This window comes from Dactylosporangium sp. NPDC049525 (genome assembly GCF_040676755.1).
Lineage (GTDB): Bacteria > Actinomycetota > Actinomycetes > Mycobacteriales > Micromonosporaceae > Dactylosporangium.
In genome coordinates this window covers 1-26,650 of sequence record NZ_JBFAPO010000076.1, presented here as the reverse complement: position 1 = coordinate 26,650, position 26,650 = coordinate 1, and the positions used below count along the sequence as shown (strand labels likewise).

The window sequence follows — 26,650 nt, the reverse complement described above, 5'->3', positions numbered from 1 at the left end:
ATGCCGCAGGGCAAGGTCGAGAGCGTGCCCGACGACGGGCTCACCACCCGCCAGCGCCGCAGGCAGCACGTCCTGGCCGTCCACACGGGACAGGGCAAGGGCAAGTCGACCGCCGCGTTCGGCATGGCGCTGCGCGCGTGGAGCGCCGGCTGGCCGATCGCCGTGTACCAGTTCGTGAAGAGCCCGAAGTGGAAGGTCGGCGAGGAGACCGCGCTCAAGGCGCTCGGCGAGACCGGCAAGGGCGGCCCCGTCGTCTGGCAGAAGATGGGCGAGGGCTGGTCCTGGATCCAGCGCCCCGGCACCGAGCGCGACCACGCCGCCGAGGCCGCCGAGGGCTGGGAGCAGATCAAACGCGACCTGGCCGCCGAGGCGCACCGGTTCTACGTGCTCGACGAGTTCACGTACCCGATGAAGTGGGGCTGGGTCGACGTCGCCGACGTCGTTGCCACGCTGCGGGACCGGCCCGGCAACCAGCACGTCGTCATCACCGGCCGGGACGCGCATCCTGACCTGATCGACCTCGCCGACCTCGTCACCGACATGACGAAGGTGAAGCACCCGATGGACGCGGGGCGCAAGGGGCAGCAGGGCATCGAGTGGTAGCCAGGATCGTCATCGCGGCACCGGCGTCCGGGCACGGCAAGACGACCGTGGCGACCGGGCTGCTCGCGGCGTTCGCGGCGCGCGGACTGACGGTGGCACCGTTCAAGGTCGGGCCCGACTACATCGACCCCGGCTACCACGCCCTCGCCGCCGGGCGGCCCGGCCGCAACCTGGATCCGGTGCTGGTCGGCGAGGACCGCATCGGGCCGCTGTTCGCGCACGGGGCGGCCGGCGCCGACATCGCCGTCGTCGAGGGCGTCATGGGCCTGTTCGACGGGCGCACCGGCGCGGGGGAGTTCGGCTCCACCGCGCACGTCGCGAAGCTCCTCGATGCGCCGGTCGTCCTCGTCGTCGACGCGACCGCCCAGGCCCGCTCGATCGCCGCGGTCGTGCACGGCTTCCGCTCGTTCGGCTCCGGCGTGCGCATCGCCGGCGTCGTGCTCAACCGGGTCGGCTCCGACCGGCACGAGCAGATCCTCCGCGACGCGTGCGCCGAGGTCGGCACCCCGGTCCTCGGGGTGCTGCGCCGCCACGACGCGGTCGCCGCGCCGTCGCGGCACCTGGGCCTCGTCCCCGTCGTCGAACGGCACGCCGAGGCCATGGCGTCGGTGCGGGCCCTCGCCGCCGTCGTGACCGCCGGCGTCGACCTCGACGCGGTCCTCGCCGTGGCCCGCACCGCGCCGCCGCTGGCGTTCGCGCCGTGGTCGCCGTCGGTGGCCGAGCCCGTCGCCGGCCGGCCGGTCGTGGCGGTCGCCGGCGGTCCCGCGTTCTCGTTCAGCTACGCGGAGACGGTCGAGCTGCTCACCGCCGCCGGCGCTCAGGTGTCCACAGTGGACCCGTTGCGGGACGAGTCGCTGCCGCCCGGCACCCGCGGGCTCGTCGTGGGTGGCGGCTTCCCGGAGGTGTACGCCCAGCAGCTGTCCGACAACACACCGCTGCGCGAGGCGGTCCACGCCCTCGCGTCCCGCGGCGGCCCGGTCGCGGCGGAGTGCGCCGGCCTGCTGTGGCTGGCCAAGTCTCTCGACGGCAAGCCGATGTGCGGCGTGCTGCCGGTCGACGCGGCCATGACGCCGAAACTGACCCTCGGCTACCGCGACGCCGTCGCCGTCACCGACAGCGTCCTGGCGCCGGCCGGCACCCGGGTCAGCGGCCACGAGTTCCACCGCACCGCGGTCACCCCGCCGGCCGGGGCCACCCCGGCGTGGGCGTGGCGGGGCGAGGCCGGCACCGTGCGGGAAGGCTTCAGCGCGGGGTCGGTGCACGCGTCCTACCTGCACCTGCACTGGGCCGGCGCACCGGAACTGGCCCGCCGGCTGGTCGCCGCATGCGGCTAGTGCTCGGGTTCGGCGCCCGCTCCACCGCGACCGCCGGCGACATCGAGGCGCTCCTGCCGTCCTTCGACGGCAAGGTCGTCGCGCTGTCCACTGTGGAGGCACGGGCGGACCTGGCCCGGCAGGTGGCCGCGCGGCACGGCTGGGAGGTCGTCGTCCACCCGGCCGTGGCCCTCGCCGGCGTCGACGTCCCGAACCCGTCCGGGACTGTCGCGGCCCACACCGGCACCCCGAGCGTGGCCGAGGCCGCCGCGCTGCTCACCGCCCGGGCCTCGGGCCCCGGACTGCTGCTGCTGGACAAGCGGTCCTCGGCGGTCGCCACCGTGGCCGTCGCGGCGCTCGCCCCCGACGTCACCGTCGTCGGGATCGGCGCCGACGGCCTCGAGTCCCTCGCCCCGGCGGGCCGGGCCGCCATCGCCGCCGCGACCGTCCTGTTCGGCAGCAAACGGCAGCTCGACCTCGTCGCGGCCGACGGCGACGCACAGCGGGTCGCGTGGCCGTCGCCGCTGGTGCCGGCGCTGCCGCGGCTGCTCGCCGAGCACCACGCCGCGCGGGTCGTCGTCCTGGCCAGCGGGGATCCCATGTACCACGGCATCGGCACGACCCTCGTGCGGCTGCTCGGCGCCGGGCACGTGCACGTCGTGCCGCACCCGTCGGCGGTGTCCCTGGCGTGCGCGCGGCTCGGCTGGGCCCTCGACGACGTCGAGGTGGTCAGCGCCGTCGGCCGGTCCGTCGACGCGCTGCGCCGGGTCCTGCACGACGGGCGGCGGGTCCTCGTGCTCAGCGCCGGCGCCGGCACCCCGGCGCAGGTGGCGCAGATCCTGCGGGAGGCCGGGTTCGACGCCGGCGGCGTCACCGTCCTGGAGTCGCTCGGCGGCCCGGACGAGCGGGTGCACCACGACGTGGACCGGGCCGGGCCGCTGAACGTCGTCGCCGTCGACTGCCGTGGCGGCGGCGGGTTCCAGGTGGTGCCCGGGCTCGCCGACGACTCGTACACCTCCGACGGCCAGCTGACCAAGCGCGAGATCCGGGCCGTCACCCTCGCGGCCCTCGGCCCGCGCCCCGGCGAGCTGCTGTGGGACGTCGGCGCCGGCTCCGGCAGCATCGCGATCGAGTGGCTGCGCGCGCACCGGTCGTGCCGCGCCGTCGCCGTCGAACGCGACCCGGTGCGCGCCGGGCGGGTCACCGCCAACGCCGGCGCCCTCGGCGTCCCGCACTTGTCCACTGTGCTCGGTGCGGCGCCCGAGGCCCTCGACGGCCTGGCACCACCCGATGCCATCTTCATCGGCGGCGGCTTCACCGCGGCGGGGGTGTTCGAGCGCTGCTGGTCGGCGCTGCGCCCCGGCGGCGGCCGGCTCGTCGTCAACGCGGTCACCGTCGAGTCGGAGCGGCTCGTCGCCGACCTCCACGCGACGCACGGCGGCGAACTGACCCGGATCGCGGTCCAGCGCGCCGCGCCCGTCGGCGGGTTCCTCGCCTGGCGGCCGATGATGCCGGTGACGCAATGGGTGGTGTGGAAGTGACGGTGTACTTCATCGGTGCCGGGCCGGGTGCCGCGGACCTCATCACGGTGCGGGGGCGGGACGTGCTCGCCCGGACGCCGGTCTGCCTGTACGCGGGCAGCCTCGTGCCGGTCGAGCTCCTCGACGTGTGCCCGCCCGGGGCGCGGCTCGTCGACACCGCGAACCTCGACCTCGACCAGATCCTCGCCGAGCTGACCGCCGCGCACGCCGCCGGGCTCGACGTGGCCCGGCTGCACTCCGGGGACCCGTCGCTGTTCAGCGCGATGGCCGAGCAGCTGCGCCGGCTCGACGCCGCTTCGGTGCCGTACGAGATCGTGCCGGGCGTGCCCGCGTTCGCCGCCGCGGCCGCCTCGCTGGGCCGCGAGCTGACCGTGCCCGGCGTCGGGCAGACCCTCATCCTCACCCGCACCGCGGCCCGGGCCACCCCGATGCCGCCGGGCGAGGAACTGTCCACCTTGGCCGCCAGCCGCGCCACGATCGTGCTGCACCTGGCCGTGCAGCGCATCGAGGTCCTGGTCGAGGAGCTCCTTCCCTGGTACGGGGCGGACTGCCCGGTCGCGGTCGTCGCCCGGGCCAGCCGGCCCGACGAGGTGATCCTGCGCGGCACCCTCGCCGACATCGCCGGGCAGGTGCGGGAGGCGGGCATCCTGCGCACCGCGGTCATCGTCGTCGGCCGCGTCCTCACCGCCGAGGAGTTCCCCGACAGCCACCTGTACTCAACCACCCGGCCCCGGTCCTGATCCGGCCCGTTCGGCTCTGCCGCAACCGCCCGGCCGCCCGTACACTGCCCGTTGATCATCGGCCTGGATGTGCCCCGGCCGGTCCCGCCGGGGAGGAAAACCGTGTCGTTCGCACTCACGCGCCGCTCCGCCATGCGCGGCGCCGTCGCCGCCGCTGCGGCGGCCGTTGCCGCGCCGGCGGTGCTGGCACGGCCCAGGCCCGCCCGGGCGTCGCTGCCCGGTGAACCCGGGAAGATCACGTACCGGAAGATCAGCTCGGTCTGGATCGCGAACGCCGACGGCTCCGGCGCGCGCGAGCTGATCCCGAGCGCCTACGCCGGCTCCGGCAACTGGGCGCCGGACGGCAGCCGCTTCGTCTTCCCGTCCTCCCCCGACGGCCCCGAGTCGGTGCGGGCGGACGGCACCGGACGCTTCGCGCTCACACCGGGCAGCGGTGGCGCGGGGGACGAACCGGTCTACGCCTACGGCGGCCGGTACATCATCTACTCGTACTGGGGGCAGCTGCGCATCGCGGGCGTCAGCGGAACCTGGTCCTCCGGCGCGCTGCTGTTCGACGTTCCCCGCGGCGGCGGCCTGTGGGACACCCGGGCCGCGGTCGCCGGCGACGGCACCGTCGTCTTTCAGCGCCACCTTGCGGCCACCGCATCCGACTACGAGGCCGGCGACATCTTTCGGGTCGACGGCTACACCACCGTCACGAAGATCATCGAGAACGGCTGGGGCGTGGACTTCGCCCCGGACAGCACCCGGCTCGCTTTCGTCCGCACGTACGGGTTGAACCGCCAGATCTGGCTCGCCGATGCCGACGGCGGCAACCAGGTGCAGCTGACGACGGTGGAGAACACCGGCAGCAGCCGCAACCAGGACCCGGCCTGGTCCCCGGCGGGCGATGCCATGCTGTTCACCAGCTACGAGAACGGCGACCCGAAGGTCAAACGGATGGATCTGGCGACCAAGGACGTCGTCACGGTCGCCGAGTACGGCTCGCTGCCGACGTGGCAGCCGGTCACCACCAATGTCGTCGAACGCGTCTGGGGTGCCACAGCGCTGGACACCGCGGTGGCCACATCCCGCTACAACTGGGCCGACGACGGCGTCGACGACGGCGTCCGTGGCCCTGCGCTGGCCGTGGTGCTGTCCCGCGACGACGTGTACCTCGACGCGCTGGGCGGCTCGGCTCTCGCCGTGCGCAAGCAAGGGCCGCTGCTCATCACCCCGCCCGGTGGCCTGCACGCCTCCACCAAGGCGGAGATGCAGCGCATCCTCGCGCCCGGGGGGAAGGTGTACCTGCTTGGTGGGACCGTCGCGCTGTCGGCGAAGGTCGAGAGCCAGGTGAAGGCCCTCGGCTACGAGGTGGTCCGGCTGTGGGGCGCCACCGAGTACGACACCGCGATCGCGATCGCGAAGGAGATCGAGCCGAACCCGACGGCCGTCATCATCGCCACGTCGCTGCAGTACTACGACGCGCTCGCCGCGGGCGCCGCCGCCGGCGCGAACCCCGGCACCGTCATCGTGCTCACCGCCGGCGACACCATGCCCGCGGCGACCGCCGCCTACCTCAACTCGCTCGACCCGGACCCGGACACCGGCACGCGAATGATCGGCGTCGGCGGTCCCGGCGTGCGGGCGCTGCTCGGCGGGTACCGGAACAACCAGATGCCGAGCTGGCCCGACCCGTTCTACTACTGGCCGGTGTACGGGGCGACGGAGTTCGAGACCGCGGTCGCCGTCGCCGAGTTCTTCTTCGACGGCCCGCGCATCGCGGCGGTCGCCACGGCGACGACCTGGTTCGACGCGCTCACGGGCGGCGCGATGGTCGGCGCCAGCTTCGGCCCGCTGCTGCTGTCCGCGCCGGGCGCGCTCAGCCCGCAGACGCGGGACTACCTTTCCCGCAACGCATCGTCGCTGAAGTACGCAACGCTGCTGGGTGGCGTGCTCGCATTGAAGGACGCGCTGATCGCACCGCTCGGCGACGCGATCTCGGTGCCGGGCGCGTACCGGTACGTGCAGTACACCGAACACTCCACCGTGCAGAGCGTGCAGGCGAAGTCGCTCACCGGCACCGGCGCCGACGGCCGGCGGCGCGGCCTCGTCACCGGCACCGCTCCGGCGATTCCCGGCACCGCGCACCGCCGGCCGCCGAAGCAGGCCGGCTAACCGGGTTCGCGCAGCGCGGCGGACAGGGCGACGGCCGGGTCCTCACCGCCGAGGAGTTCCCCGACAGCCACCTGTACTCAACCACCCGGCCCCGCTGAGGTGCCCGCCGCGCGGCGGACGCGGGCGAGATGCTCGGCGGCGGCGCGGTCGAGATCGTCGTCCCGGCACCAGCCGGCCGCCAGGGACGGCAGGCCGGCCGCCGCGGCCCGGGCCGCCCGCCCGGGGTCGTGCCGGCGGAACTCGCCGCAGTCCCACTGGAACCGCAGGCCCTCCAGGGGCCGCTCGACCGGGCGGGCCAGCTCGGCCAGGAGCCCGTCGCCGGCGAACCCGAGCCCGCGGATCCATGCGACCCGGTCGGCGGTGACGGGGGCACCGTAGGCCCGGTCGATCCAGGCCAGCTGGAACGCCGCGTGCGCCGACGGCCCCGCCAGCAGCACGGCACCGTAGGCAGTGAACGCGCCGCCCAAGGTGGACTCGATCCTGCCGCGCAGGAAGGCGTCGTCGGCGTCGTCGAGCCGGGGCCGGCGGGCCGTGTCGACGGCGTCCAGCGCCCACCGCACCCGCGGGACGTCGGGATGCTGTCGCTGGTGCCGGTCGAGCAGCTCTCGGCCGGCACTGCCGAACGACGCGAACGCCGCCACCAGGGCGCCGAACTCCGACGGGCCGAGCCGGTGCTCGTGCAGCATGGGCAGCAGGTGGACGAGCAGCGTCTCGTCGCGCAGGTCGGCGACCGCGGCCGGCAGCGTCGCACCGAACTGCGGGCCGGGCCAGCGGTCTCCCGCCTCGGTGACGCACCGCCGCAGGAACTCGTGCACCGGCGCAGGATCCGTGCTGAGACCGGCGCACCGCCGCCGCAGGATCAGCTCCGCGAGCGCCTCGGCCACGCCCGGGCGCGAGACGAGCCGGGGGACGAGGCGCTCGCTCTCCGGGTGCGCGGCGACCCGCACGACGATGCCGGGTGACAGCGGCCCGCCGTGGCGCAGCGCCTCGATGTGCTCGGCGCCGATGGCGTCGACGCCCGACATCACGAGGATCTCCGCGGCCGCGCGGCGCACCTCGGCGCCCCGGTCGCCGCGCAGCAGGCCGCGCAGCAGGTCGGCGAGGCCCGGCGGGCGGTCGCGGACGATCCAGTCCCGCAACCGGTGCTGGGCGAGGAACCTGACGACGTCCTCGTCGGACTCTTCGGCCACGAACCGTTCGACGTGGGCGGCGGCGCCGGTGGGGAGCCGCAGGTGCCGGTCGGTGAGGCGCTCCATGGTCTCCGGCCACCGGTGTACGCCCAGCGCCCTGGCCCGCGCAGGCGCGACCGCGTCCAGCGCCACCGCCGCGGTCTCCCACGGGTCCCGGCGCGCGGCGATGAGGTCGGCGAGCACATCGGCCGCCGCGTCGCCCGCCGCCGGACCCAGCCGTTGCAGGCCGACGCAGGCCCAGTACCGCAGGTCCCGGTCACCGCTGAGCGCGTCCAGCAGCAGCGGCACCGCCGCCACCCCGGCGCCGTCGACGAACTCGCGCAGCTTCGCGTCCGGCTCGTGCGGCGACGGCGTGAACTCGCTGTCCCACTGGCGATCGCTGTGCACCTCGAGCCGGAACCGCTCGAACAGCCGCTTGGCCTCGGCGCCGTCCATGCCACCGACCCTAGACCGCTGGCGGTGCTCCGTCGTGGGACGGTTCGCGCAGCGCGGCGGACAAGGCGACGGCCGCCACCGGGACGATCGCGAGGGCGATGAACGCGCCGCGGGGGCCGTGCTGCTCGGCGATGAGGCCGAGCAGCGGCATGCCGAGCCCGCCGGCGCTGACGGCCAGGCCGAGGGTGACCCCGGCGGCGGTGCCGGGGCGGCTCGGCAGGTAGTCCTGGCCGAGCTTCACCAGCACCGCGAACGGGATGTTCGTGACCAGCCCGACCAGCAGGACCAGCGGCAGCGCGACGTACCGGTCGGGGCACAGCAGCATCGCGGCGATCGCCGGGCCGAGCAGGAGGTTGCCGAGCCGGACGGTGCGCACCAGGCCGATCCGGTCGGCGATCCGGCCGCCGGCGAGGGTGCCCAGGACGCCGCCGCCGAGCTGCAGGGCGAGGGCGGCGCCGCCGAGGGTGCTGGACGCGCCGAGCGTGTCGATCCAGTACAGCGCCACGAAGGTGTTGACGCCGAACGAGACGGCGGACCGGACGATCTCGACCCCGGCCAGCACGGCGAACATGCCGGGCCGGTCCCGGCCGGGTGCGGCGGCCCGGGCGGCCGCGCGGCCCGTGACGCGGCGCTGGTGGCGGAGCAGGACGAAGCCCATGAGCACGGCCGGCGGGATGAACAGGGCGGTGGCGCCGACCCCCCACGCGTTCAGCGCCGGGGTCGCGAGGGCCGGCGCGACGAAGAACCCGACGCTGCCGCCGGCCGCGAAGTAGCTCATCGCGGTCGCGCTCGACCCGGCGGCGAGCCGCGCGTCGCGCCCGGCGGCCGGGTGGAACATCGCCACCCCGAGCCCGGACAGCAGCAGCAGCGTCCACACCAGGGGGTACGACGGCGCGACCCCGGCCAGGCCGGCGCCGGTGCCGGCGAGCGCCACCCCGACCGGCGACATCCACGGCAGCCGGCGGCGGTCGGCGATGACGCCGAACACGAGCTGCGGCAGCGAACTGCCGAGCGCCGCGGCCATCGCCAGGCCCGCGGCCGCGACGTAGCCGTAGTGGCGGTCGAGAACGAAGTACGGCACGGCGGCGGGCACCAGGCCCTGGTAGAAGTCGTCGACGGCGTGCGCGGTCGCCCACACGCGCATGCGCCGCCAGGGGGACGGTTCGCGCGTCGCCTCCGGCGCGCTCGTCAGTTCAGCGGTGCTCACAGATCCAAGATCGCAGTGACCGGCCGTGCGGACTTCCGGTATTCTGCCGATCAATGTCGAAAATCCGCCACCTGCCGCTGGCGCCGACGACCGCCGCCGAACACGGCTCCGGAGCCTTCATCGACCGGCACCGGCACGACCAGCATCAGCTGGTCTACGTCAGCCGCGGCGTCATCGCCGTGCAGACCGAGGTCGGCGGCTGGGTCGCCGCCGCGGACCGGGCCGTGTGGATCCCCGCCGGTTGCTGGCACGAGCACCGCTTCCACGGCGCGAGCGCGTTCCACACCGTCGGCTTCCCGTCCGAGGACCCGCCGCTGCCGGCCGGCGCGCCGACCGTCGTCGCCGTCGGTGCCCTGCTGCGGGAGCTGCTGATCGCCTGCACGGATCCGGCGTTGCCGCGCGAGGAGGAGCGGCGGCTGCGCGCGGTGATCCGCGACCGGCTGCACCGTGCGCCGCAGGAGCCCGTGGCGCTGCCCACCGCCCGCGACGGCCGCCTGGCCGCCGCCTGCGCTCTCGTCACCGACCGGCTCGACCGGCCGCAGACCCTGTCGTCGCTGGCCCGGCCGGCCGGCTCGAGCGAGCGCACCCTGGCCAGGCTGTTCCGAGCCGAGTTCGGCATGACCTACCCGCAGTGGCGCACCAACGTCCGCGTGTACCGGGCGATGATCCTGCTCGCGAGCGGCCTGCCGGTCACGGTCGTGGCGCACCGGTGCGGCTTCGGCACCCCGAGCAGCTTCGTGGACACGTTCCGCCGCGCGACCGGACTGACGCCGGGCGTCTACCAGGCCCGCGAGCGGGCCGGCGGCTGATCGGGGCGGCGCAGTTCCCCGGAGCCTGCGCCGCCGGCTCCACCCTTAGGCTCAGTTGCAGTTCTTGAGGTGCGAACGGATCTCCGCCGGGACGTTGGCCTGGCAGACGCCGTCGGTGCCACCCATCACGGCGGCCCAGGTCTTCTTCGCGGTGTCGTACTTGAACACGACCACGGCGGTGTCCATCGCCTCCGGCTGTGTCAGGGCCGTCGCGTACCCCTGGTAGCAGCTGATGTCCTTGAAACCCTTGCCGAGGATGATTGACCCGGCGACCTCGGCGTTGGCCTGGAACGCCTTCTGCAGCGTGGTCGCGTCGACGGGACAGCCGCCGCCGGCCGGCGCCGCGCTGGACTTGCCCGGTGCCGCGCTCGACGGCGCCGCCGCGCTCGACGTGCCGGCGACCGGCGCGGCGCTGGACGATGCGGCGCCCGCCGGTGCGGCGGTGGTGTCGGCCGGGTCCTCGGAGGAGCAACCGGCGAGAGCGACCGCCGCGACGGCGATCGGGAGTAGTGCTCGTGTCATCACACGCGGAATCCTTGCGCCTGCGGCCCTTTCGTAGTTGTCGACTAGCGGACATCTACATTGGACAGACGGTGGATGCCCTTCGCGGCCGCGCGCCGTCGGCCCTGCGTACAAGTGTGTTGCCGCTGGGGGTGCTGGGCGCATACGGTGTTGCGGCGCCTCCCGGTGCGCAGGTGACGGTTCCATCTTGGAGGGGTCGACGACCCCGGTGAAAAGCGTCCGTCACCGACCCCTGATCTCGGGAGGCGCACACCAGCCCCCGTTGCCGCCCGCGGGTGTCGGGTCCCTTGCAGCACGTTGATGGCCCGGGCATGGGCACCCACCGTGACCGCATGTCACTCGGACGCTGGGTTCGGCTCCTGTGCACCGCGGCTGTCACCCTCGCCGGTTCCGCCGCCGTCGCGGCCCCGGCCGTGGCGGCTCCCGCCCCACCGTGCCCCGCCGGCAACTGCGTCAGATACTGGGCGGACCTCACGATCACGGCGTGGGCGAGCCCGTCGACCCCGGTCCACGGCATCCCGACGAGCTCGACGCTGCTGGTGTCGTTTCCGTTCCTGGCGCCGTTCGAGCCCGGCACGTACACGACCGCGTTCTCCGTCTACGCGTTCAACTTCACCGAGTACAACGTCAACAACAACACCTTCGCCGTGACGTACCAGGCCGGCTACCCGGCCTGACGGACGGTCCCGCCGGATCAGATCAGGATCGCGCCGGCGGTGGTGCGCACGTACCAGCGCTCGAAGTCCACAGTGGACCAGCCGCGGCGCCGCACGAGCCAGCCGTAGTTGTGCCAGTCCATCGCGAGCCACAGCACGTCGGTGACCTGCTCGACGGTGAGCGCCGGGTCGGTGCCGCCGGTCGCGACCAGCTCGGCGGCGAAGCGGGCCATGCCCTGGCGGCGCTCGTGGTCGTTCTTGGCGAGGATGGCGGCCGCGTCGGGGTCGGCGGTGGCGGCGCCGGCGAGGGCGAGCATGACCTCCGCCTGCCGGGCGTGGGTCTCGGCCAGGTGCCGGGCGTAGCGGGTGAGTTTCGCGCGCGGGTCGGGCAGTGCCTGGATGTCGGCGACGAACTGCCGGTCCGGCAGCGCGACCGGGTCGTCGTCGCCGGCGATGGTGCGGTCCACGAGATCGGACAGCAGCTGCCGTTTGGAGCCGAACACGGCGTAGACGGTCTGCACCGCCACGCCCGCCTCGGCGGCGACCGCGGTCAACGGGGTCGCGGCGTAGCCGTCACGGACGAACAGCCGGCCGGCCGCGTCGAGGATCGCCGCCCGCGTCTGCCGCGCCTGCCGCTGCCGCCCCGACGCGTCGTACCGCCGCTTGACAGCCATCCGGTCAGCGTAGTGTTCTATTGGATAGAGGTTAGCTCTATTCAAAGGAGTACGCGATGTACGGAGTGGTGCAGCAGATGCCGGGCGTGTCGGAGCCCGAGTACCGCATGGTCGAACGGCACCTCGGCCCCGACCGGCCGCCGGGCCTGGTGGCGCACGTTTCGGGGCCGTACGACGACGGCTGGCGGGTGCTGAACATCTGGGTCGACGAGGCCGCGTTCCGCCGGTTCCAGTCGGAGCGGCTGATGAAGGCGGCCGGGCTCGCCGCGCAGGAGGAGGGCTTCGACCCGGGCAAGGCGGCGGGGTTCAGCTCGTTCACCGTCGTCGGCGAAGAAATGCCCTTCTGATGTCCGGGTCCGCCGCTTCGGTCGCCGCGTTCTGGGCCGCGGCGGCACCCGGCTGGATCCGGCACGCCGACCGGCACGACGTGCGCGGCGCGCCGCTGGGGGAGGTCGCGCTGCGGTCCCTGGCCGTGCGACCGGGGGAGCGCGTCCTCGATGTCGGCTGCGGCTGCGGCGGCACCACCGCCGCCCTGGCCGCCGCGGTGGGCGGTGCCGGGGTGGCGGTCGGGGTCGACCTCTCGTCGGCCATGATCGAGACGGCCCGCTCGCGGTTCCCCGCCGGGCGGCACCCCGGACTGCGGTTCCTCGCCGCCGACGTCGAACGCCTCGACGTCGTGCCCGGCGGGCCGTTCGACGCCGCGTACTCGCGGATGGTCCTCATGCTCCTCGCCGACCCGGTCGCCGGCTGCGCGGCGGTGCGCCGCTCGCTGCGCCCCGGTGGGCGCTTCGCCGCGACCGTCTTCCGCGCCGGCCCGGGCAACGCGTGGCTGCCTGCGGCGATGCTCGGCGCGGCCCCGCACCTCGGCGCGCTGCCGCCGCTGCCGGTCGGCGACGAGCCGGGGCCGTTCGCGCTCGCCGAACCGCGGCGGATCGACCGGGTCCTGACCGCCGCCGGGTTCGTCGACGTCGCGGCCGAGCCGCACGACGTGGTCATGGCGGCCCCCGACGAGCCCGACGACGTCGCCGAGTGGCTGATCGAGCTGGGCCCGGCGGGCGCGCCGTTCCGGCGGGCCACCCCGGACGCGCAGCGGGCGGCCCGCGCGGGAGCGGTCAAGCTGCTCGCCCGCTTCCGCGAACCCGGCGCCGGCTACCGGATCCCGTCGGCGCTCTGGCTCATCACCGCCCGTGCCCCTGGATAAGCCGGCGGCACGGCTCAGTGCTTGCGCAGGCCGTCCAGGGCGATGCCCAGGACCCGGTCGCGCTGGGCGGCGTCGACGAAGCCGCCGGCGGTCAGGCCGCTGATCATGCGCAGCGTGTCGTCGAATGTGACGTCGCTGCGCACGGCGCCGGCGTCCTGCGCGCGGGCCAGCAGCGGCTCACCGACGCGGTAGATCTCCTCGCGGCAATGGCGGAACATGGTCGAGTCCCGGTTGAGGGCCTCGTAGATGGCGCGCTTCGTCGCGGTGTACTCCACGAAACGGTGCAGCCACGACACCAGGGCGTCCCACGGCGGCAGGCCGGCGACGTCGTCGGCGGTCTGGCACAGCTGCTCGATCTCGCCGATGTAGACCGTCTCGAACAGGTCGTGCCTGGTGGGGAAGTTGCGGTACAGCGTCCCGATCCCCACGCCGGCGCGCCGCGCGATGTCCTCCAGGGACGCCTCGGTGCCGTGCTCGGCGAACGCGTCGCGGGCGGCGGACAGCAGCGCGTCGAAGTTACGCCTGGCGTCGGCGCGCTGCGGGCGGCGGACGGCAACGGGGGACTCGGCGGACATCGTGATCTCCAGCACGCAAGGGGCGAGTTGAAACGGAGGCACCCCTCCGCTAATGTGGAGGCGTACCTCCACTAATGTACCGCGTCCGGGGGAAACCGATGACACGCGCACTCACCCTCAGCCCACCACCTGTCGCGACCGCGCCGGCAAAGGCGGGCCGGTTCACCTTCGTCGCGCTCGCCGCCGCGGCGGCGTCGTTCTCCATGCTCCAGTCGCTGGTCAGCCCGGTGCTGCCGACGATCCAGCACGACCTCTCCACCAGCCAGAGCACGGTCACCTGGGTCCTGACCGCCTGGCTGCTCTCCGCCGCCGTCGCCACCCCGATCATGGGGCGCATCGGCGACATGTACGGCAAGCGCCGCACCCTGCTCGTCGCCCTGGCCGCCATCGCGGTGGGATGCGTGATCGCCGCGGTCGCGCCGAACGTCGGGGTCCTCATCGTCGGGCGGGTCGTCCAGGGGCTCGGCGGTGCCGTGTTCCCGATCGCGTTCGGCATCCTCCGCGACGAGCTGCCGCCGGCCAGGGTGGCGTCCGCGATCGGCGGGCTGTCCGCGGTGATCGCGGTCGGTGGTGGCCTCGGCGTGGTCCTCGCCGGGCCGATCGTCGCCGCGCTGGACTGGCGGGCGCTGTTCTGGATCCCGACCCTGGTCGTGGCCGGCACGTTCGTGCTGACGCTCCGGTTCGTCGGCGAGTCGCCGGCGCGGGCCCCGCATGAGGCCGGCCGGATCAACTGGCTCGCCGGGGCGTTGCTGTCCGGGTGGCTGATCGCCCTGATCCTGCCGCTGAGCAAGGCCCCGGCGTGGGGGTGGACCTCGGCGCGGGTCGTCGTGCCACTCCTGGCCGCTGCGGTGCTCATCGTCGCGTGGGTACTGGTGGAGCTGCGCTCTGCCGAGCCGCTCATCGACATGCAGATGATGCGGCTGCCGGCGGTCTGGACGACGAACCTGGTCGCGCTGCTGTTCGGCGCCGGGATGTTCGCCACCTACGCGTTCCTGCCGCAGTTCCTGCAGACGCCACGCTCGACGGGGTACGGGTTCGGCACCACGGTCACCGGTGCCGGGCTGGCGATGCTGCCGATGCTGGTCACGATGGCCGTGGCCGGGTTCGTGAGCGGGCCGTTGACGGCCTACGTGCCGACGAAGGTCCAGCTGCTGCTCGGCACCATGACCGCGGCGCTGTCGTGCGGCGGGCTCACCCTGTTCCACACCGCGTACTGGCAGGTCGCCGTGGCCACCGGGGTGTTCGGCGTGGGGCTCGGGCTGACGTTCACCGCCATGGTGAACCTCATCGTGCACACCGTGCCGGCCGGCCAGACGGCCGTGGCCAGCGGCATGAACGCCAACATCCGCACCATCGGCGGCTCGCTCGGCGCCGCGGTGGCCAGCGCCGTCATCACCGCCCACGAGACCCCGGCGGGCCTGCCACTGGAGTCGGGGTACACGAACGCCTTCGCTGTGCTGACGGCGATGCTCGCGGCCGCGACGGTCATCGCGATCTTCGTCCCGCGGGCCCGGCGCGACTGAAAACGCAGGGGTGCCTTTGCGGGCACCCCTGCGTCTGCGCGGGCTCAGTTTGCCGGCTCAGTTGCCGGCTCGGCTGCTGGCACAGCCGCGGGCCCGGTTGCGGGCTCAGCCGCGGGCGATCCAGACGTCGTCGAGGGTGCCGTGGAACTGGTCGTTGTCGTTGCCGTTGCCCTTGCCGCCGATGCTGAGCGGCACGGTGTTGACGACCGACAGCTCCGCCGGCAGGACGGCCGTGCCGTGGACGGCGTCGTCGACCAGCACGGTCAGCGTGGTGCCGGCCCGGCGGCACTCGAGGCGATGCCAGGCGCCGTCGGAGACCGAGACGTCGGACATCGCCACGTGGATCGCGTGGACGGTGGCGTCGGCGAACACGCAGCTCGGGTGGCCCGCCGCGCCGTCGATCTGCAGCTTGTACTGGCTGCCGGAAGCGGAGTACCCCTTCTGCACGATGTTCTGGCCGGAGCCGGTGTCCTTCTTCGTCAGCCGGACGGTCGCGCCGTAGCTGACGGGCCCGGTGCCGGGGTTGAGCTCCGGGGCGTCGGGTGCCTGCAGCACCGCGTGCGGGCACTTCTTGCCCGCGCAGCGGGCCGGGAAGTCCGCGGCCCGGCCGGTGAGGCGCTCGGCGAGCCGCACCTTGCCGCCGTGCCCGGCCGACGACGTGAGCGTGTGCCCGTGACCCGAGTCGTCCGGGACGGTGGCACCGTTCGCGGCGTTGTCGGCGGCGTCGAAGGTGTACCGGGCGACGATCACCGGCGCGGCGACCTCGACCGGCTCGACGGCGGGCCGGCTCGCCGCGGCGAGCCCGTGCGTCGCGGCGGGCGCTTTCGCTCCGGCGGCGGCGGGGCCGGCGCCACCGAGCGCGCTGAGTGCGACGCCGAGCGCCGCGGCGGCCAGGACCGCCGGCCGGATGGCCCTCATCCGGCCGCCATGCATGTTCCCCCATGTCTTCATGCCCGAAATGTGTCATATTCGGGCCGTAACCTCCGCGCATTTCCCCCAACGTGTCGGACGCATTCCGTAACCGAACGGTTGACGCATCGTCACCCAAACCGGATGTCCGGAAATGACCGCAGGAGGTCTGGAAGACTTGCGGGCATGCGGTGGGCGGCTGGGGCGGCAGCGGTGCTGGTCCTGTGCGCCCCGCTGCCGGCGACCGCCGCCCAGGCCCAGGCGCCGACGCAGGTGTCCACGGCGCCGACGCAGGTCTGCCGGATCACCGACCCCGCCGTGACCGAGGTGTCGGGCCTCGCGGTCACCGCCACCGGCTTCCTGGTGGAGAACGACAGCAACCCCGACCCGGCGAAGACCCGCGTGTTCACGCTGGACAAGGCGTGCAAGGTGACCGGAAGCGTGCAATATCCGCGCACCGCCCGCGACCCGGAGGACCTCGCCGTGGACCGCAAAGGCACGCTGTGGGTGGCCGACATCGGCGACAACAGCCCGATGACCGGCGGCTCCGGCACCCGCCGCAGCACGATCGCGCTGTGGACCATGGCGGCCGGCTCGACGAACCTGAAGATCCACCGCCTGGTGTATCCGGACGGTGTGCCGCGCGACGCCGAGGCGCTGCTCATCGACGGCCAGGGCCGCCCGGTGATCGTCACCAAGGATCCCAACGGCGAGGTGTTCCGCCTGGACACCCCGCTGCCGACGGACAACACCGAGGGGGCCGCGCTCACCAAGGTCGGCGCGTTCGAGCCGCGGCGCACCGGCACGTCCAACCCGTGGGGTTTCCTCGGCGTCGCCTGGGTCACCGGCGCGGCCGTGTCCGCCGACGGCACGCGGGCCGTGGTGCGCACCTATGCGGACGCGTATGAGTTCGAGGTCGCCGGCGGCGACGTCGCCAAGGCGATCACGTCCGGGAAGCCGACGGTCACGCCGCTGCCGGATGAGCCGCAGGGCGAGGCGATCGCCTACACCGCCGACGCGACCGCGCTGCTGACCGTTTCCGATCAGGACGGCCCGGTCGTGATCCTCAAGTATCCGAGCGGCCTGAAACCGGCGCCGCCGCCCAGCAGCGCCGCACCGGTGGTGGCGCAGACGCAGGCCGACGCGGCGCCGCCGAAGCGGGCGGCCCGGTCGACCGCGAGGGCCCCGCTGCTGCTCGGCGCCTTCACCGTGGTCGCGTTGATGCTGGTCGCGGCCGTGGCCAGACGCGCCAGGCGGCGATAAGCACCCACGGTGTCGACGCGGGAACGCTCACATGACACGATTCACCGACACAGGCAGGGGTCGGGGGAGGGGTTCGCGGCGGTGGTGCGCATTGAGGTCGAGCGGGCCACGACCCGTGACATGCGCCGGCGCAACCGGTCAACGCTGCTGTCGGAGCTGTTCTTCCGCGGGCCGCTGAGCCGTCACGACCTCAGCCGGATCACCGGGCTGAGCGCCGCGACCGCCAGCAGCGTCACCGCGGAGCTGCTGCAGGAGGGCCTCATCATCGAGGCCGGGCAGATCGACTCCGACGGCGGCCGGCCGCGGGTGCTGCTGCGGGTCAACCCCGACTTCGGCCGCCTCGTCGGCGCCGACGTCGGCGAGACCGGCGTCAAGGTCGAGCTGTTCGACTTGTCGATGACCCGGCTCGCCACCGTCGATGAGCCGCTGCCGTCGTCACGGCCCGACCCGGAGGCGGTCGCTGGGCAGCTCCTCGCCGGCATCCGCGAGGTGCTTGGCGGTACCGACCCGGCGGACGTGATCGGCATCGGCATCGGGGTGCCCGGCACCGTCGAGCAGTCCGACCCCGTGCGGGTGCACGCCCCGACCATCGGCTGGCGGGGGATCTCCCTCGACGGGCTGCTGCGCGAGGGTGGCATGACCGCGCCGCTGTTCGTGGAGAACGGCGCCAAGTCCCTCGGGCAGGCCGAGATGTGGTTCGGCGCCGGCCGCGGTGCCGCCAACGCGGTGATCGTGCTGATCGGCTCCGGCGTCGGCGCCGCCGTGATCACCAACGGCACGCTCTACCGGGGCGCGAGCAGCAGCGCCGGTGAGTGGGGGCACACCACGGTCGTCTACCGCGGCCGGCAGTGCCGGTGCGGGGCCCGCGGCTGCCTGGAGGCGTATGTCGGCGCCGAGGGGATCCTCGACCGGTATCTGCAGGTCGACCCGACCCTGGTGCGCAGCGCCGACGAGCTCGCGGACGTGGCGGCGCTCATCGAGGCCGGCACGCCGGAGGCCGGCGGGATCCTGTCCGAGACCGCCGGGATGCTCGGCGCCGGCATCGGCAACCTGGTCAACCTGTTCAACCCCGAGCGGGTCGTGCTCGGCGGCTGGGCCGGCCTGGCCCTCGGCGCGAAGCTGCTGCCGCAGATCCGGGCGGCGGCCGGCGAGCAGGCCCTGGAGCACCCGTTCGGGCAGGTGTCGATCGAGCTGTGCGAGCTCGGCCCGGACGCGGTGGCCTTCGGCGCCGCGACCCTGCCGATGGCGGAACTGCTCAGGCGAGCGTCCCGACCCTAACGGTTCCTTAAGCGTGCCTCTTTTTTCGGGCTTTCTCATTGACTCGAAAAAAGGGTGGTCATAGCCTGCCCTCTATCTGGAAGGGCAGCTAACAGATCGCCCTCTCCCTCCCGAAAGGCTCGCCTCATGAGCAGCCCCCGCCTCCGTCGCTCCCTTCTTGCCGCGGCGGCCGCCGTCGCGGTGCTCGGCACGGTGACCGTCGTCGCGATGACCACCGCATCCGCCGCGACCACCGGCCCGATCACCGGCATCGGCGGCAAGTGCGTCGACGTCGCCGCCGCCGCGACCGCCAACGGCACGAAGATCCAGCTGTACACCTGTAACGGCACCACCGCCCAGCGCATCACGTTCGGCGACGACGGCACACTGCGCGTCCTGGGCAAGTGCCTGGACGTCGCCGCGGCCGGCACCGCCAACGGCACCAAGGTCCAGCTGTGGGACTGCAACGGCACCGCCGCCCAGCGGTGGACCTACAGCGCGGCGAAGGAACTCACCAACCCGAACGCCGGCAAGTGCCTCGACGCGACCGGCCAGAGCTCCGCCGACGGCACCCAGCTGCAGATCTGGTCGTGCGGCGGCACCGCCAACCAGAAGTGGACGATCGGCGGCGGCACCACGCCCCCGACCTCCAACCCGCCGACGTCGAACCCGCCGACGTCCAACCCCGCGATGGGTGCCGCGCCGTACGCGTACCTCGGCTGGGGCAACCTCCCCGACCCGCGCACGATCATGACCGCCACCGGCGTCAAGTGGTTCACGATGGCGTTCATCCTGTCCAACGGCGCCTGTGACCCGCTGTGGGACGGCTACCGGCCGCTGCTCGGCGGTCAGGACCAGACCGTCATCAACAACATCCGCGGCGCCGGCGGCAACGTCGCGGTCTCCTTCGGCGGCGCGTCCGGGCCGTGGCTGGAGCAGACCTGCAGCAGCGCCTCGACGCTCGCCGCCGCGTACCAGAAGGTCATCAACGCCTACGGCCTCAAGGCGATCGACATCGACATCGAAGGCAGCGTCTACAACAACCCGACGCTGCAGCAGCGCACCATCGACGCGCTGAAGACCGTCAAGGCGAACAACCCGGGCGTCGCCGTGTACGTCACCTTCCCGAGCGACCGCAACGGCCCCGACGCCACGATGATCAACCGGGCGGCCGCCTCCGGGCTCACGGTCGACGCGTGGACCATCATGCCCTTCGACTTCGGCGCCGCCGGCCAGAACATGGGCGCGCTCACCGTCCAGGCCGCCGAAGGGCTGAAGAACACGATCAAGAACGGCTACGGGTACACCGACGACCAGGCCTACCGGCACGCCGGCATCTCCTCGATGAACGGCATCACCGACGTCGGCGAGACGGTCACGGTCGCGGACTTCCGCACCATGCTCGCCTACGCCCAGCAGCACCACCTCGCCAGGTTCACGTTCTGGTCCGCCAACCGTGACCGCCCGTGCAACGGCAGCGGCACCGGCGACGACACCTGCAGCGGCGTCTCCCAGAACGCGTGGGACTTCACCAGGGTCATCGCCCAGTACCAGGGCTGAACCACCACGGACGGGTGCCCCGGAACGCGGACGGCCGGGGCACCCCCCGTTGTCGAACTTCGGACGTATCAGCTGCAGGTGAACCAGGTTCACCTGCGAAGATCCATACTGACGGATGCGTAGCCCTCGCCGGCGGTTGCGACCATGTTCTGCATGAAGGCACTGGCAGGCGGTTGGACCCTCACCGGCACGGGCGTGCTGCTCGGTCTCGGCAGCAGTCTCGCGCTCGTGATCGCCGGCCCGAGCCGGCTCGACCCGGCGCGGTCATGCCGGTACCGCTTCGACGTGGGCCGCATGTGGACGGCCCGCGAGCAGCAGTTCCCGCCGCGCACGACCTGCATCCGCGACGACGGCCAGACCTTCGAATACCTCTCCTCCGGCACCACGCTCGCCGGCACGATGCTGCTGGCCGCGGCGACCGCGCTGATGCTGGCGGGCGTCGCGCTGCTGGCGGTGACCTGGCTGCGCCGCGACGCCCAGCCCGAACCGCCCCCGGCCGGCTCCCGGCAGCTGCACCTGTGGCTCGCCCTGCTGCTCGGCATCATCTTCAGCGTCGCCGTGACCGGCGTCTTCGTCCTGCTGTACATCTTCCTCGGAGCGTTCCCGGCCGCCTTCTTCCTGGTGCCGGCCCTCCTCGGCGCCACGATGCTCGCCGCCCTCTTCGACAAGGCCGCCGGCCCGCGCGCCCCCGGCCGCCGGCGGCGCGCCACAACGGTCGCGGTGCTCGGCGGCCTCGGCGGGTTGGCGCTGGAATGGACGGCACTCGCAACGGACGCGCTGCCATTTGGCGACTGGGCGCTGCTGAGCGTCCCGCTCGCCGCGATCCTGTGCGCCGCCGTCGCCGCGGCCCAGCACCTGCTGACCCCCCGGCCGGCCTGATCCCCACCGGCTACGCCAGGTGAAACCTGATGAACCCGTCCGGCTCGGCGAGTTCCTCGTCTGTCACGAACCGCCAGGGGAACAGCTCGGTCGCGTCGCAGAGCTTCCGGAGGCCCAGGCTGGTCCCCACGATGCCGGTCAAGGCGTCCACGAGCATCGTGGCCTGCGCGAGAAACACCGCCAGCCGCTCCTCGTCGGCCGGGTCCAGGTGGTCGAGGGCAGCGGACGCCGCGTGTGGCAGTTCGGCCTTGGTGAAGTACCCGGACATCACCGCGCCGCCCCAGACGAGCAGCGGATTGTCCAGCATGATGTCCGGACGGAACGCTTGCACGTCGGGGCGGAGCCGGTCGAGCGCCGCGAGCGCCCGCTCTGCCCACAGCCGGGTGGCCGGGTCGCGGTGCTCGGAGGCATCGTCCGACAGCAGGTACTCCACCGGCGGTGTGGCCAGCAGGAACCGCAGCCTCGCGGTGTCCTCCTCGGTCTCGCCGGAGATCGCATCGAGCTGCCACACGTCGTTGGTCCGCAGGGTGCCGACGAGGGCGTCGAACAGCTCGCGGTAACCCATGACCAGCAGCGGGACCTGCAGGTCCCCGAGCATCCCGGCCAGCTTCCGGTTGAGCCGGCCGAGATCGTAGCGTGGGCTCGGCGCCAGGAAGTTGGGGATTTCGCGGATGTAGGACGGGAACAGGAAAGGCGCCCGCGGAATCTTGATGGCCTGGTCCGGCCTGTCGGGATACTGCACGAAGATGACGACCCAGGATCCGCCCACCCGGCACCCGTCCAGACGGTATCCACCTGGGATGTCGAATCGTAGCTGCTCGTCGAGCCACTCCTCGTCGATCACGGCTGCCACGTCGTCTGTGTGGCCGCGTCGATCACCCAGTCGTAGGTGCGCACAGTGGTCCCGGGCAGCTCGTCGTGATATTGCCGCAGGGCCCGGGAATCGTCGGGACTCAGCAGGTGCCGGCGTCCGGCCACGACGATGCCCTCGAAGCCGACCGAGATGCCGGGCAGGACCATTCGCGCCGGGCGCAGGTTTCGCGAGATCCATCGGCGTACCGCGCGCAGGTCGTCCGCGCGGGCCCGGACTTCGGCGGCGACCTCCCCACCCACCACCGCCGCGGTGCCAGAGGCGGCGAACTGCACCAGGAACCACGTCACTTCGTTGGTCGTGTGCTGCTGCCGCGACGCGCACAAGTCGACCGACGCCGGTCCGAGCGTGACGGACCAATGGCCGGCCTCGCCCGTCGTATGCAGGGCCCCGTGGATCAGAGCGGGGTGGAGGGCGAAGAAGTCGACGAGCGTCGCGCGGTCCGGTGCCCGGTCGAGCAGTTCCTGCAGCAGCCGTGCGGGGGTGCGATCACCGGCTATGGGTCCCTCCATCACGGTGTCGAGGATCCGGGCGACTACGGTGCGCATACCGTCAGCGGTGTCGACGGCCAGCCGGTCCGCGAGGAGCGGCGAGTGCCGCGCAAGCGTCTCCGCGTCCATGTGATGCCACACCGGCAGGATCACCTTGCGCCGGTGGGCGTCCTCAATGGCCGACAGGCCGTTGAGTTCCTTGCGCGGAAACCGTTTGGCCAGGAAGCTCGGGCTGAGGACGACGATGCCGAACCGGCTGTCGGCAAGCCCTTCGTCGATTTTCTCGTGCAGGCTGTCACCGAGGCGCAGTTCCTGCCGGTCGAGCCAGACTCGCAGGCCCGCCCGGGTGAGCGCGGCCGCAAGAGGCGTCGCGACCTCGTCCTTGTCCTCACTGGCGTGACTGATGAAGACGTCCCACGTCGGCACGGCGGCCTCCGGTTCACGTTCGGCTGCGTCAACAGTCGCTTTCCGCGCTGCCTGGCGCTATCGGGTACGGGACAGCCGCCGCCCATCCGACAAGCAGGCGCACTGCACGTGCGGTTCCGTTCACGTGGCGTGATGGCGCTGGACGTGGAGGTGTGCGGCCTCGAGAATGGTGGGGTAGCGCCTACCGGGGGGAGGCGGCACGTGCCACGACCGTACTTTTCTTTGGACGCACCGGATTCCGGGTCTTCGGCGTCGTCGGGTTCGATTGATTGGGATGCGCGTTTCGCTGCGCAGCGGGCGGAGTTTGCGCGGCGGCGTGAGGAGAAGTTGCGGGTTCGGGCGGAGTTCGCGGAGGCTCGGGCGCACGGGTTGGCGGCTCGGCATGCGACGAAGCTGGCGCGGTTGCGGACCGCCCAATTGTTGGCGGACACGCCTGCTCCTCCTTCCGCGACCGGCCCGGTGACCCCATCGTCGCCTGTTGGTCCGGCCGCGTCATCGGTGGCTGTCCGTCCGGTCGCTGGTCGCTCGCCGGACACCCGCTCGTGTTCACAGCCGCCGCGGGTTGCTGTGGCATCGCCCCGATCAGTGCCGGTGCCACGTCTGGAACAGCTGGGTTTCCTGGTAGCCGGTGCCGGTGACGGCCTCGATGATGGTCCAGAGGAAGTCTTCGTCGGGGCCCCAGGACGGAAACTCGACGGACGCCTCGACCGGCAGCGGGGTGCCGGTGTCGACGACCGGGTCGCCGTCGACGTAGACGAGTTCGCGCACGACCTCGCCGGCGGTGAAGAGGGTGAACGCGTAGCTGCTGGTGACGCTGGAGAAGACGACGGTCAGGGCGTTGCCGGGCGGTTCGCAGGCGAGGGCGAGTTCCATCGACGGGTCCCAGACCTGCGCCCACCCGCCGGTCTCCGCCGCGAACAGCACACCGTCCGCGAGGCCGCTGGTCGCTTCGTCCACGCCGACCAGGCGGCCGTCACGTGCCAGCGCCGTGGGGGTGAGCACCGCGACCGCGTCGGCGGTGGAAGCGTTCTGGATGAACAGTGCCGAGGTGTTCCAACCCATCCGACGACCCTAGACGTGCCGCTGCGGACGGGCACCCGGAGCGGCAGGGCTGGCGAACAGGACCGTGGACGGATTTCAGATGAGCCAGTGGTCGTGGGGGTGGCGGCCGGGGCGGAAACCGGCCGACTCGACCATCGCGGCCGCGTCGGTGAAGCCCTTGGCGACCAGGTCGGGGCGGTGGGCGTCGCTGCCGAAGCAGATCGCGCGGCCGCCCTCCTCGCGCCACCAGTGCACGAACTCGGGTTCCGGGCCGCGGCGGGTGTTGACCTCCAGGGCGCGGCCGGTGCCGGCGAGGGCGCGCAGGACGGCGCGGATCTCCTCCTCGAAATCCGTGATGGCGAAGGTGGAGCCGGTGGGGAGGTACCGGATCGGGTAGTCGAGGTGGGTCAGGGTCGAGAAGTCGGAGCAGGTGTGGATCATGCGGATTGCTTCGGCGAAGTAGTCACGGAGCACGGCGGGGATGCCGCGCAGCGCGAACTCGTCCTCGACGAGGCGGTGGCGGCCGGCCACGGCAAGGGAGTGCAGCGAGCCGATGACGCGCTCGAACGGGGCGGCGGCGAGCAGCGACGCGGTCTGGGTGGGGAACCAGTGCGGCTCGCCCAGTTCGACGCCGGTGATGATGCGCAGCGACGGGAACCGCGTGCGGCAGCGGTCGATCGCCGACAGGTAGCCGGTGACGTCCAGCGGTGGCGGGGTGAGGTGCACGTCGTCAGTGATGTGGCGGGTCAGGCGGTCCGGCAGGGTGGCGGGTGTGACGTCCCACGTGACGAAGTCGGTGTGTTCGGTGAACGCGATCGCCGGCAGCCCGAGTTCGACGGCCCGCGCGCAGGAGCCCTCCATGTCGCCGGTGGCGGTGTCCCAGGAGAACTCGGTGTGCGTGTGCAGGTCCGCGGGCAGCATGCGGCGATCGTGTCAGCCGCCGCCGGGGCCGCCGAAAAGAGCCCGCAGGAATGTGACGGCGTCCTCGACGGTCGGCACGACCGGCACGCCCGGGGTGACCGGCGGGCGGTCGACCATCAGGACCGGCACGCCCAGGAGCCGGGCCGCGGTGAGCTTCGCGGCGGTCATGTCGCCGCCGCTGTCCTTCGTCACGAGGACCTCGATGGCATGGGACCGCAGCAGCGCCACCTCGCCGTCGACGGTGAACGGGCCGCGGTCGAGCAGGGACTCCAGCCGCGGCGGGTGCGGCGGCGAGACGGGATCGACGCTGCGCACGAGGAACCACCGGTCCGCCAGGTCCGCGAACGCGCCCAGCCCTTGGCGTCCCGTGGTGAGGAACACCCGTTCATAACCGGACGCCGCGATGAACTCTGCGGCCGAGGACAGGGACGGCACCCGGTGCCACACGTCGCCGGGGGCGGCGGTCCAGCCTGGGCGGCGCAGCACCAGCAGCGGTACCCCACACGCCGCCGCCGACGCGCTGATCCTCGCCGCGAACGGGTGGGTGGCGTCCACCACCACGTCGACCGCCTCGCTGCGGACATACGCGGCCAGCCCGGCGGGGCCGCCGAACCCGCCGATGCGGACCTCGCCCGGCGGCAGTGCGGGGTCGGCGACGCGGCCGGCGAGGGAGCTGATCACGCGGCAGCCGGTCAGTGCCGCCGCGAGCCGTCGCGCCTCGCCGGTGCCGCCGAGGATGAGCACTGTCCGCACCAGGAGACGATGTCACGCCGGTGCGTGCAGGTCGACGCGACCCTTGCCGGCGGCCTTCGAGCGGTAGAGGCGAGGAGGGTGGTGGGGCGGTGCCCCCCACGGCCGCGGTCGTGCCGGCCGTGGGCGGGCGAGGAGCATAGCCGCCTGCGCCGCGGCGTAGACCACGATCAGACGGGCGTGAGGAGCGTTGCCGCCTGTGTCGCGGCGTAGACCACGATCAGACGGGTGCGAGGAGCATTGCCGCCTGTGTCGCGGCGTAGACCACGATCAGGCGGGTGCGAGGAGCATTGCCGCCTGCGTCGCGGCGCAGGCCACGATCAGGCGGGTGCGAGGAGCGTTGCCGCCCGCGCCGCGGCGTAGACCACGATCAGACCGGCGACGAACAGCATCGCCGGTCTGATCGGCAGGGCAGGGCCGAGACCGTGAGGGCTACGGGCCGCTGACCAGGTTGGTCACCTGGTGGCCGCTGTTGACCGCGGCACCGGTGTTGTTGATGACGTGCGAGATGGTGCCGGTGCCACCGAGCGACACGGTGACCATGTTGTGGAACTTGACGTTCGGCGTGACCGGGACCTCGAACGAGTGGCCCAGCACGACGCTCGGGTTGGTGGAGAAGAAGCAGTAGCTGCCCAGGCCCCACGCCTCATGACTCGTGACGCCGGCGCCGACCTTGTAGGCGGCCCAGCCTTGTGCCCCGCCGCCGGAGGTCCAGGAGGCTTGGTTGGGCACGTCGTAGGGGATTTCGTTCTGGTAGAAGTAGGTGCGGCCGCCGTTGCCGTTCCAGATGGTCTGGTACTGCTGGTAGTGCTCGACGAAGAGGCCGTACATGGTGACGTTGTTGCCGTTGACGACGAGGCCGTTGGCGGCGGTGTTGGTGTTCCAGCCGACGGTGCCGCCGTTGCCGTGATCGGCGCGCCAGATCCACATGTGGTCGCCGATGACGTTGTTGCTGTTGACGCGCAGGGAGACGGTGGCCTTGCCGGCGATGGAGCCGCCGATGCGGAAGAACACGTCGTGCAGGGAGGTGGGGTTGCCGGCGTGGTCGGCGGTGGAGCCGGAGGGGCCGACCTCCATGAGGACCTGGGAGTTGGTGGTGCCGGCGTCGAAGAGGATGCCGCCGACCTTGACGCCGT

General features: G+C 72.9%; 25 protein-coding genes and 1 pseudogene. 14 read left to right on the top strand and 12 right to left on the bottom strand.

The window, feature by feature from the left end:
- The 5 genes from cobO to AB0K00_RS51470 all read left to right on the top strand — a co-directional run bounded on the left by cobO (nucleotide 1) and on the right by AB0K00_RS51470 (nucleotide 6,354).
- The gene (gene cobO, locus AB0K00_RS51490; protein WP_363538168.1) at nucleotides 1-603 is read left to right on the top strand and encodes a cob(I)yrinic acid a,c-diamide adenosyltransferase; all 603 of its coding nucleotides are present in this window, start codon (nucleotides 1-3) and stop codon (nucleotides 601-603) included.
- On the top strand, nucleotides 597-1,937 hold the full coding sequence (locus AB0K00_RS51485) for a cobyrinate a,c-diamide synthase (RefSeq protein WP_363538166.1): 1,341 nt from the start codon (nucleotides 597-599) through the stop codon (nucleotides 1,935-1,937). The genes cobO and AB0K00_RS51485 overlap by 7 nt, the downstream gene beginning before the upstream one ends.
- Nucleotides 1,928-3,457, top strand: coding sequence for a precorrin-6y C5,15-methyltransferase (decarboxylating) subunit CbiE (gene cbiE, locus AB0K00_RS51480; protein ID WP_363538164.1), 1,530 nt, complete (start codon nucleotides 1,928-1,930; stop codon nucleotides 3,455-3,457). Before AB0K00_RS51485 ends, cbiE begins: the two co-directional genes overlap by 10 nt.
- Nucleotides 3,439-4,197, top strand: coding sequence for a precorrin-4 C(11)-methyltransferase (cobM, locus tag AB0K00_RS51475; protein WP_363538162.1), 759 nt, complete (start codon nucleotides 3,439-3,441; stop codon nucleotides 4,195-4,197). Before cbiE ends, cobM begins: the two co-directional genes overlap by 19 nt.
- Before the next feature lie 102 nt (nucleotides 4,198-4,299).
- Nucleotides 4,300-6,354, top strand: a complete 2,055-nt coding sequence (locus tag AB0K00_RS51470) for a cell wall-binding repeat-containing protein (protein WP_363538160.1) — start codon at nucleotides 4,300-4,302, stop codon at nucleotides 6,352-6,354.
- A 77-nt stretch (nucleotides 6,355-6,431) separates the two neighbouring features.
- Here AB0K00_RS51470 and AB0K00_RS51465 read toward each other — a convergent pair whose 3' ends face one another.
- Together AB0K00_RS51465 and AB0K00_RS51460 are read right to left on the bottom strand one after the other, a co-directional pair.
- Entirely contained in the window at nucleotides 6,432-7,979 is a 1,548-nt protein-coding gene (locus AB0K00_RS51465) for a hypothetical protein (protein ID WP_363538158.1), read from the bottom strand.
- Nucleotides 7,980-7,989: 10 nt separating this feature from the next.
- The gene (locus AB0K00_RS51460; RefSeq protein ID WP_363538156.1) at nucleotides 7,990-9,186 is read right to left on the bottom strand and encodes an MFS transporter; all 1,197 of its coding nucleotides are present in this window, start codon (nucleotides 9,184-9,186) and stop codon (nucleotides 7,990-7,992) included.
- A gap of 53 nt (nucleotides 9,187-9,239) precedes the next feature.
- Between AB0K00_RS51460 and AB0K00_RS51455 the strand changes: the two genes are divergently transcribed.
- Nucleotides 9,240-9,995, top strand: coding sequence for a helix-turn-helix transcriptional regulator (locus tag AB0K00_RS51455; RefSeq protein ID WP_363538154.1), 756 nt, complete (start codon nucleotides 9,240-9,242; stop codon nucleotides 9,993-9,995).
- A 51-nt stretch (nucleotides 9,996-10,046) separates the two neighbouring features.
- Here AB0K00_RS51455 and AB0K00_RS51450 read toward each other — a convergent pair whose 3' ends face one another.
- Nucleotides 10,047-10,517 carry a hypothetical protein gene (locus tag AB0K00_RS51450; RefSeq protein ID WP_363538152.1) on the bottom strand — a complete coding sequence of 157 codons (471 nt, stop codon included), beginning with the start codon at nucleotides 10,515-10,517 and terminating at the stop codon, nucleotides 10,047-10,049.
- 332 nt (nucleotides 10,518-10,849) lie between these two features.
- On the opposite strand from AB0K00_RS51450, the gene AB0K00_RS51445 reads away from it, so the two are divergent.
- The gene (locus AB0K00_RS51445) at nucleotides 10,850-11,194 is read left to right on the top strand and encodes a hypothetical protein (protein WP_363538150.1); all 345 of its coding nucleotides are present in this window, start codon (nucleotides 10,850-10,852) and stop codon (nucleotides 11,192-11,194) included.
- Nucleotides 11,195-11,211: 17 nt separating this feature from the next.
- On the opposite strand, the gene AB0K00_RS51440 is transcribed toward AB0K00_RS51445, so the two are convergent.
- A complete protein-coding gene (locus tag AB0K00_RS51440) occupies nucleotides 11,212-11,847 on the bottom strand; it encodes a TetR/AcrR family transcriptional regulator (RefSeq protein WP_363538148.1) in 636 nt (211 codons plus the stop codon).
- 56 nt (nucleotides 11,848-11,903) lie between these two features.
- On the opposite strand from AB0K00_RS51440, the gene AB0K00_RS51435 reads away from it, so the two are divergent.
- Both AB0K00_RS51435 and AB0K00_RS51430 read left to right on the top strand, forming a co-directional pair.
- Nucleotides 11,904-12,194 carry a hypothetical protein gene (locus tag AB0K00_RS51435; RefSeq protein WP_363538146.1) on the top strand — a complete coding sequence of 97 codons (291 nt, stop codon included), beginning with the start codon at nucleotides 11,904-11,906 and terminating at the stop codon, nucleotides 12,192-12,194.
- On the top strand, nucleotides 12,194-13,048 hold the full coding sequence (locus AB0K00_RS51430; RefSeq protein ID WP_363538144.1) for a methyltransferase domain-containing protein: 855 nt from the start codon (nucleotides 12,194-12,196) through the stop codon (nucleotides 13,046-13,048). Before AB0K00_RS51435 ends, AB0K00_RS51430 begins: the two co-directional genes overlap by 1 nt.
- Before the next feature lie 14 nt (nucleotides 13,049-13,062).
- Here AB0K00_RS51430 and AB0K00_RS51425 read toward each other — a convergent pair whose 3' ends face one another.
- A complete protein-coding gene (locus AB0K00_RS51425; protein WP_363538142.1) occupies nucleotides 13,063-13,623 on the bottom strand; it encodes a helix-turn-helix domain-containing protein in 561 nt (186 codons plus the stop codon).
- A 98-nt stretch (nucleotides 13,624-13,721) separates the two neighbouring features.
- Here AB0K00_RS51425 and AB0K00_RS51420 point away from each other — a divergent pair, with 98 nt between their 5' ends.
- A complete protein-coding gene (locus AB0K00_RS51420) occupies nucleotides 13,722-15,146 on the top strand; it encodes an MFS transporter (protein ID WP_363538140.1) in 1,425 nt (474 codons plus the stop codon).
- Nucleotides 15,147-15,251: 105 nt separating this feature from the next.
- On the opposite strand, the gene AB0K00_RS51415 is transcribed toward AB0K00_RS51420, so the two are convergent.
- Nucleotides 15,252-16,064, bottom strand: coding sequence for a LamG-like jellyroll fold domain-containing protein (locus AB0K00_RS51415; RefSeq protein WP_363538138.1), 813 nt, complete (start codon nucleotides 16,062-16,064; stop codon nucleotides 15,252-15,254).
- A 177-nt stretch (nucleotides 16,065-16,241) separates the two neighbouring features.
- Here AB0K00_RS51415 and AB0K00_RS51410 point away from each other — a divergent pair, with 177 nt between their 5' ends.
- The 4 genes from AB0K00_RS51410 to AB0K00_RS51395 all read left to right on the top strand — a co-directional run bounded on the left by AB0K00_RS51410 (nucleotide 16,242) and on the right by AB0K00_RS51395 (nucleotide 21,014).
- Nucleotides 16,242-17,318 (top strand): hypothetical protein, encoded by a 1,077-nt coding sequence (locus AB0K00_RS51410; protein ID WP_363538136.1) that lies wholly within the window; start codon nucleotides 16,242-16,244, stop codon nucleotides 17,316-17,318.
- A gap of 81 nt (nucleotides 17,319-17,399) precedes the next feature.
- Nucleotides 17,400-18,596, top strand: coding sequence for an ROK family protein (locus AB0K00_RS51405; RefSeq protein ID WP_363538134.1), 1,197 nt, complete (start codon nucleotides 17,400-17,402; stop codon nucleotides 18,594-18,596).
- 126 nt (nucleotides 18,597-18,722) lie between these two features.
- Nucleotides 18,723-20,135, top strand: a complete 1,413-nt coding sequence (locus tag AB0K00_RS51400; protein ID WP_363538132.1) for a ricin-type beta-trefoil lectin domain protein — start codon at nucleotides 18,723-18,725, stop codon at nucleotides 20,133-20,135.
- Nucleotides 20,136-20,288: 153 nt separating this feature from the next.
- Complete coding sequence (locus AB0K00_RS51395) at nucleotides 20,289-21,014, top strand: hypothetical protein (RefSeq protein WP_363538130.1); 726 nt, start codon at nucleotides 20,289-20,291, stop codon at nucleotides 21,012-21,014.
- Nucleotides 21,015-21,024: 10 nt separating this feature from the next.
- Here AB0K00_RS51395 and AB0K00_RS51390 read toward each other — a convergent pair whose 3' ends face one another.
- The 6 genes and pseudogenes from AB0K00_RS51390 to AB0K00_RS51365 form a co-directional block, all read right to left on the bottom strand.
- A complete protein-coding gene (locus tag AB0K00_RS51390) occupies nucleotides 21,025-21,867 on the bottom strand; it encodes a hypothetical protein (RefSeq protein ID WP_363538128.1) in 843 nt (280 codons plus the stop codon).
- Nucleotides 21,855-22,802, bottom strand: coding sequence for a toll/interleukin-1 receptor domain-containing protein (locus AB0K00_RS51385; RefSeq protein WP_363538126.1), 948 nt, complete (start codon nucleotides 22,800-22,802; stop codon nucleotides 21,855-21,857). Before AB0K00_RS51385 ends, AB0K00_RS51390 begins: the two co-directional genes overlap by 13 nt.
- Before the next feature lie 582 nt (nucleotides 22,803-23,384).
- Nucleotides 23,385-23,864: a hypothetical protein gene (locus AB0K00_RS51380; protein ID WP_363538124.1), complete on the bottom strand. Its 480-nt coding sequence runs from the start codon at nucleotides 23,862-23,864 to the stop codon at nucleotides 23,385-23,387.
- 75 nt (nucleotides 23,865-23,939) lie between these two features.
- The gene (locus AB0K00_RS51375) at nucleotides 23,940-24,764 is read right to left on the bottom strand and encodes a PHP domain-containing protein (protein ID WP_363538122.1); all 825 of its coding nucleotides are present in this window, start codon (nucleotides 24,762-24,764) and stop codon (nucleotides 23,940-23,942) included.
- 12 nt (nucleotides 24,765-24,776) lie between these two features.
- Nucleotides 24,777-25,517 carry a cobalt-precorrin-6A reductase gene (locus AB0K00_RS51370; protein WP_363538120.1) on the bottom strand — a complete coding sequence of 247 codons (741 nt, stop codon included), beginning with the start codon at nucleotides 25,515-25,517 and terminating at the stop codon, nucleotides 24,777-24,779.
- Nucleotides 25,518-25,946: 429 nt separating this feature from the next.
- Nucleotides 25,947-26,650 (bottom strand): annotated as a pseudogene (locus AB0K00_RS51365) (coagulation factor 5/8 type domain-containing protein); the annotation flags it as partial.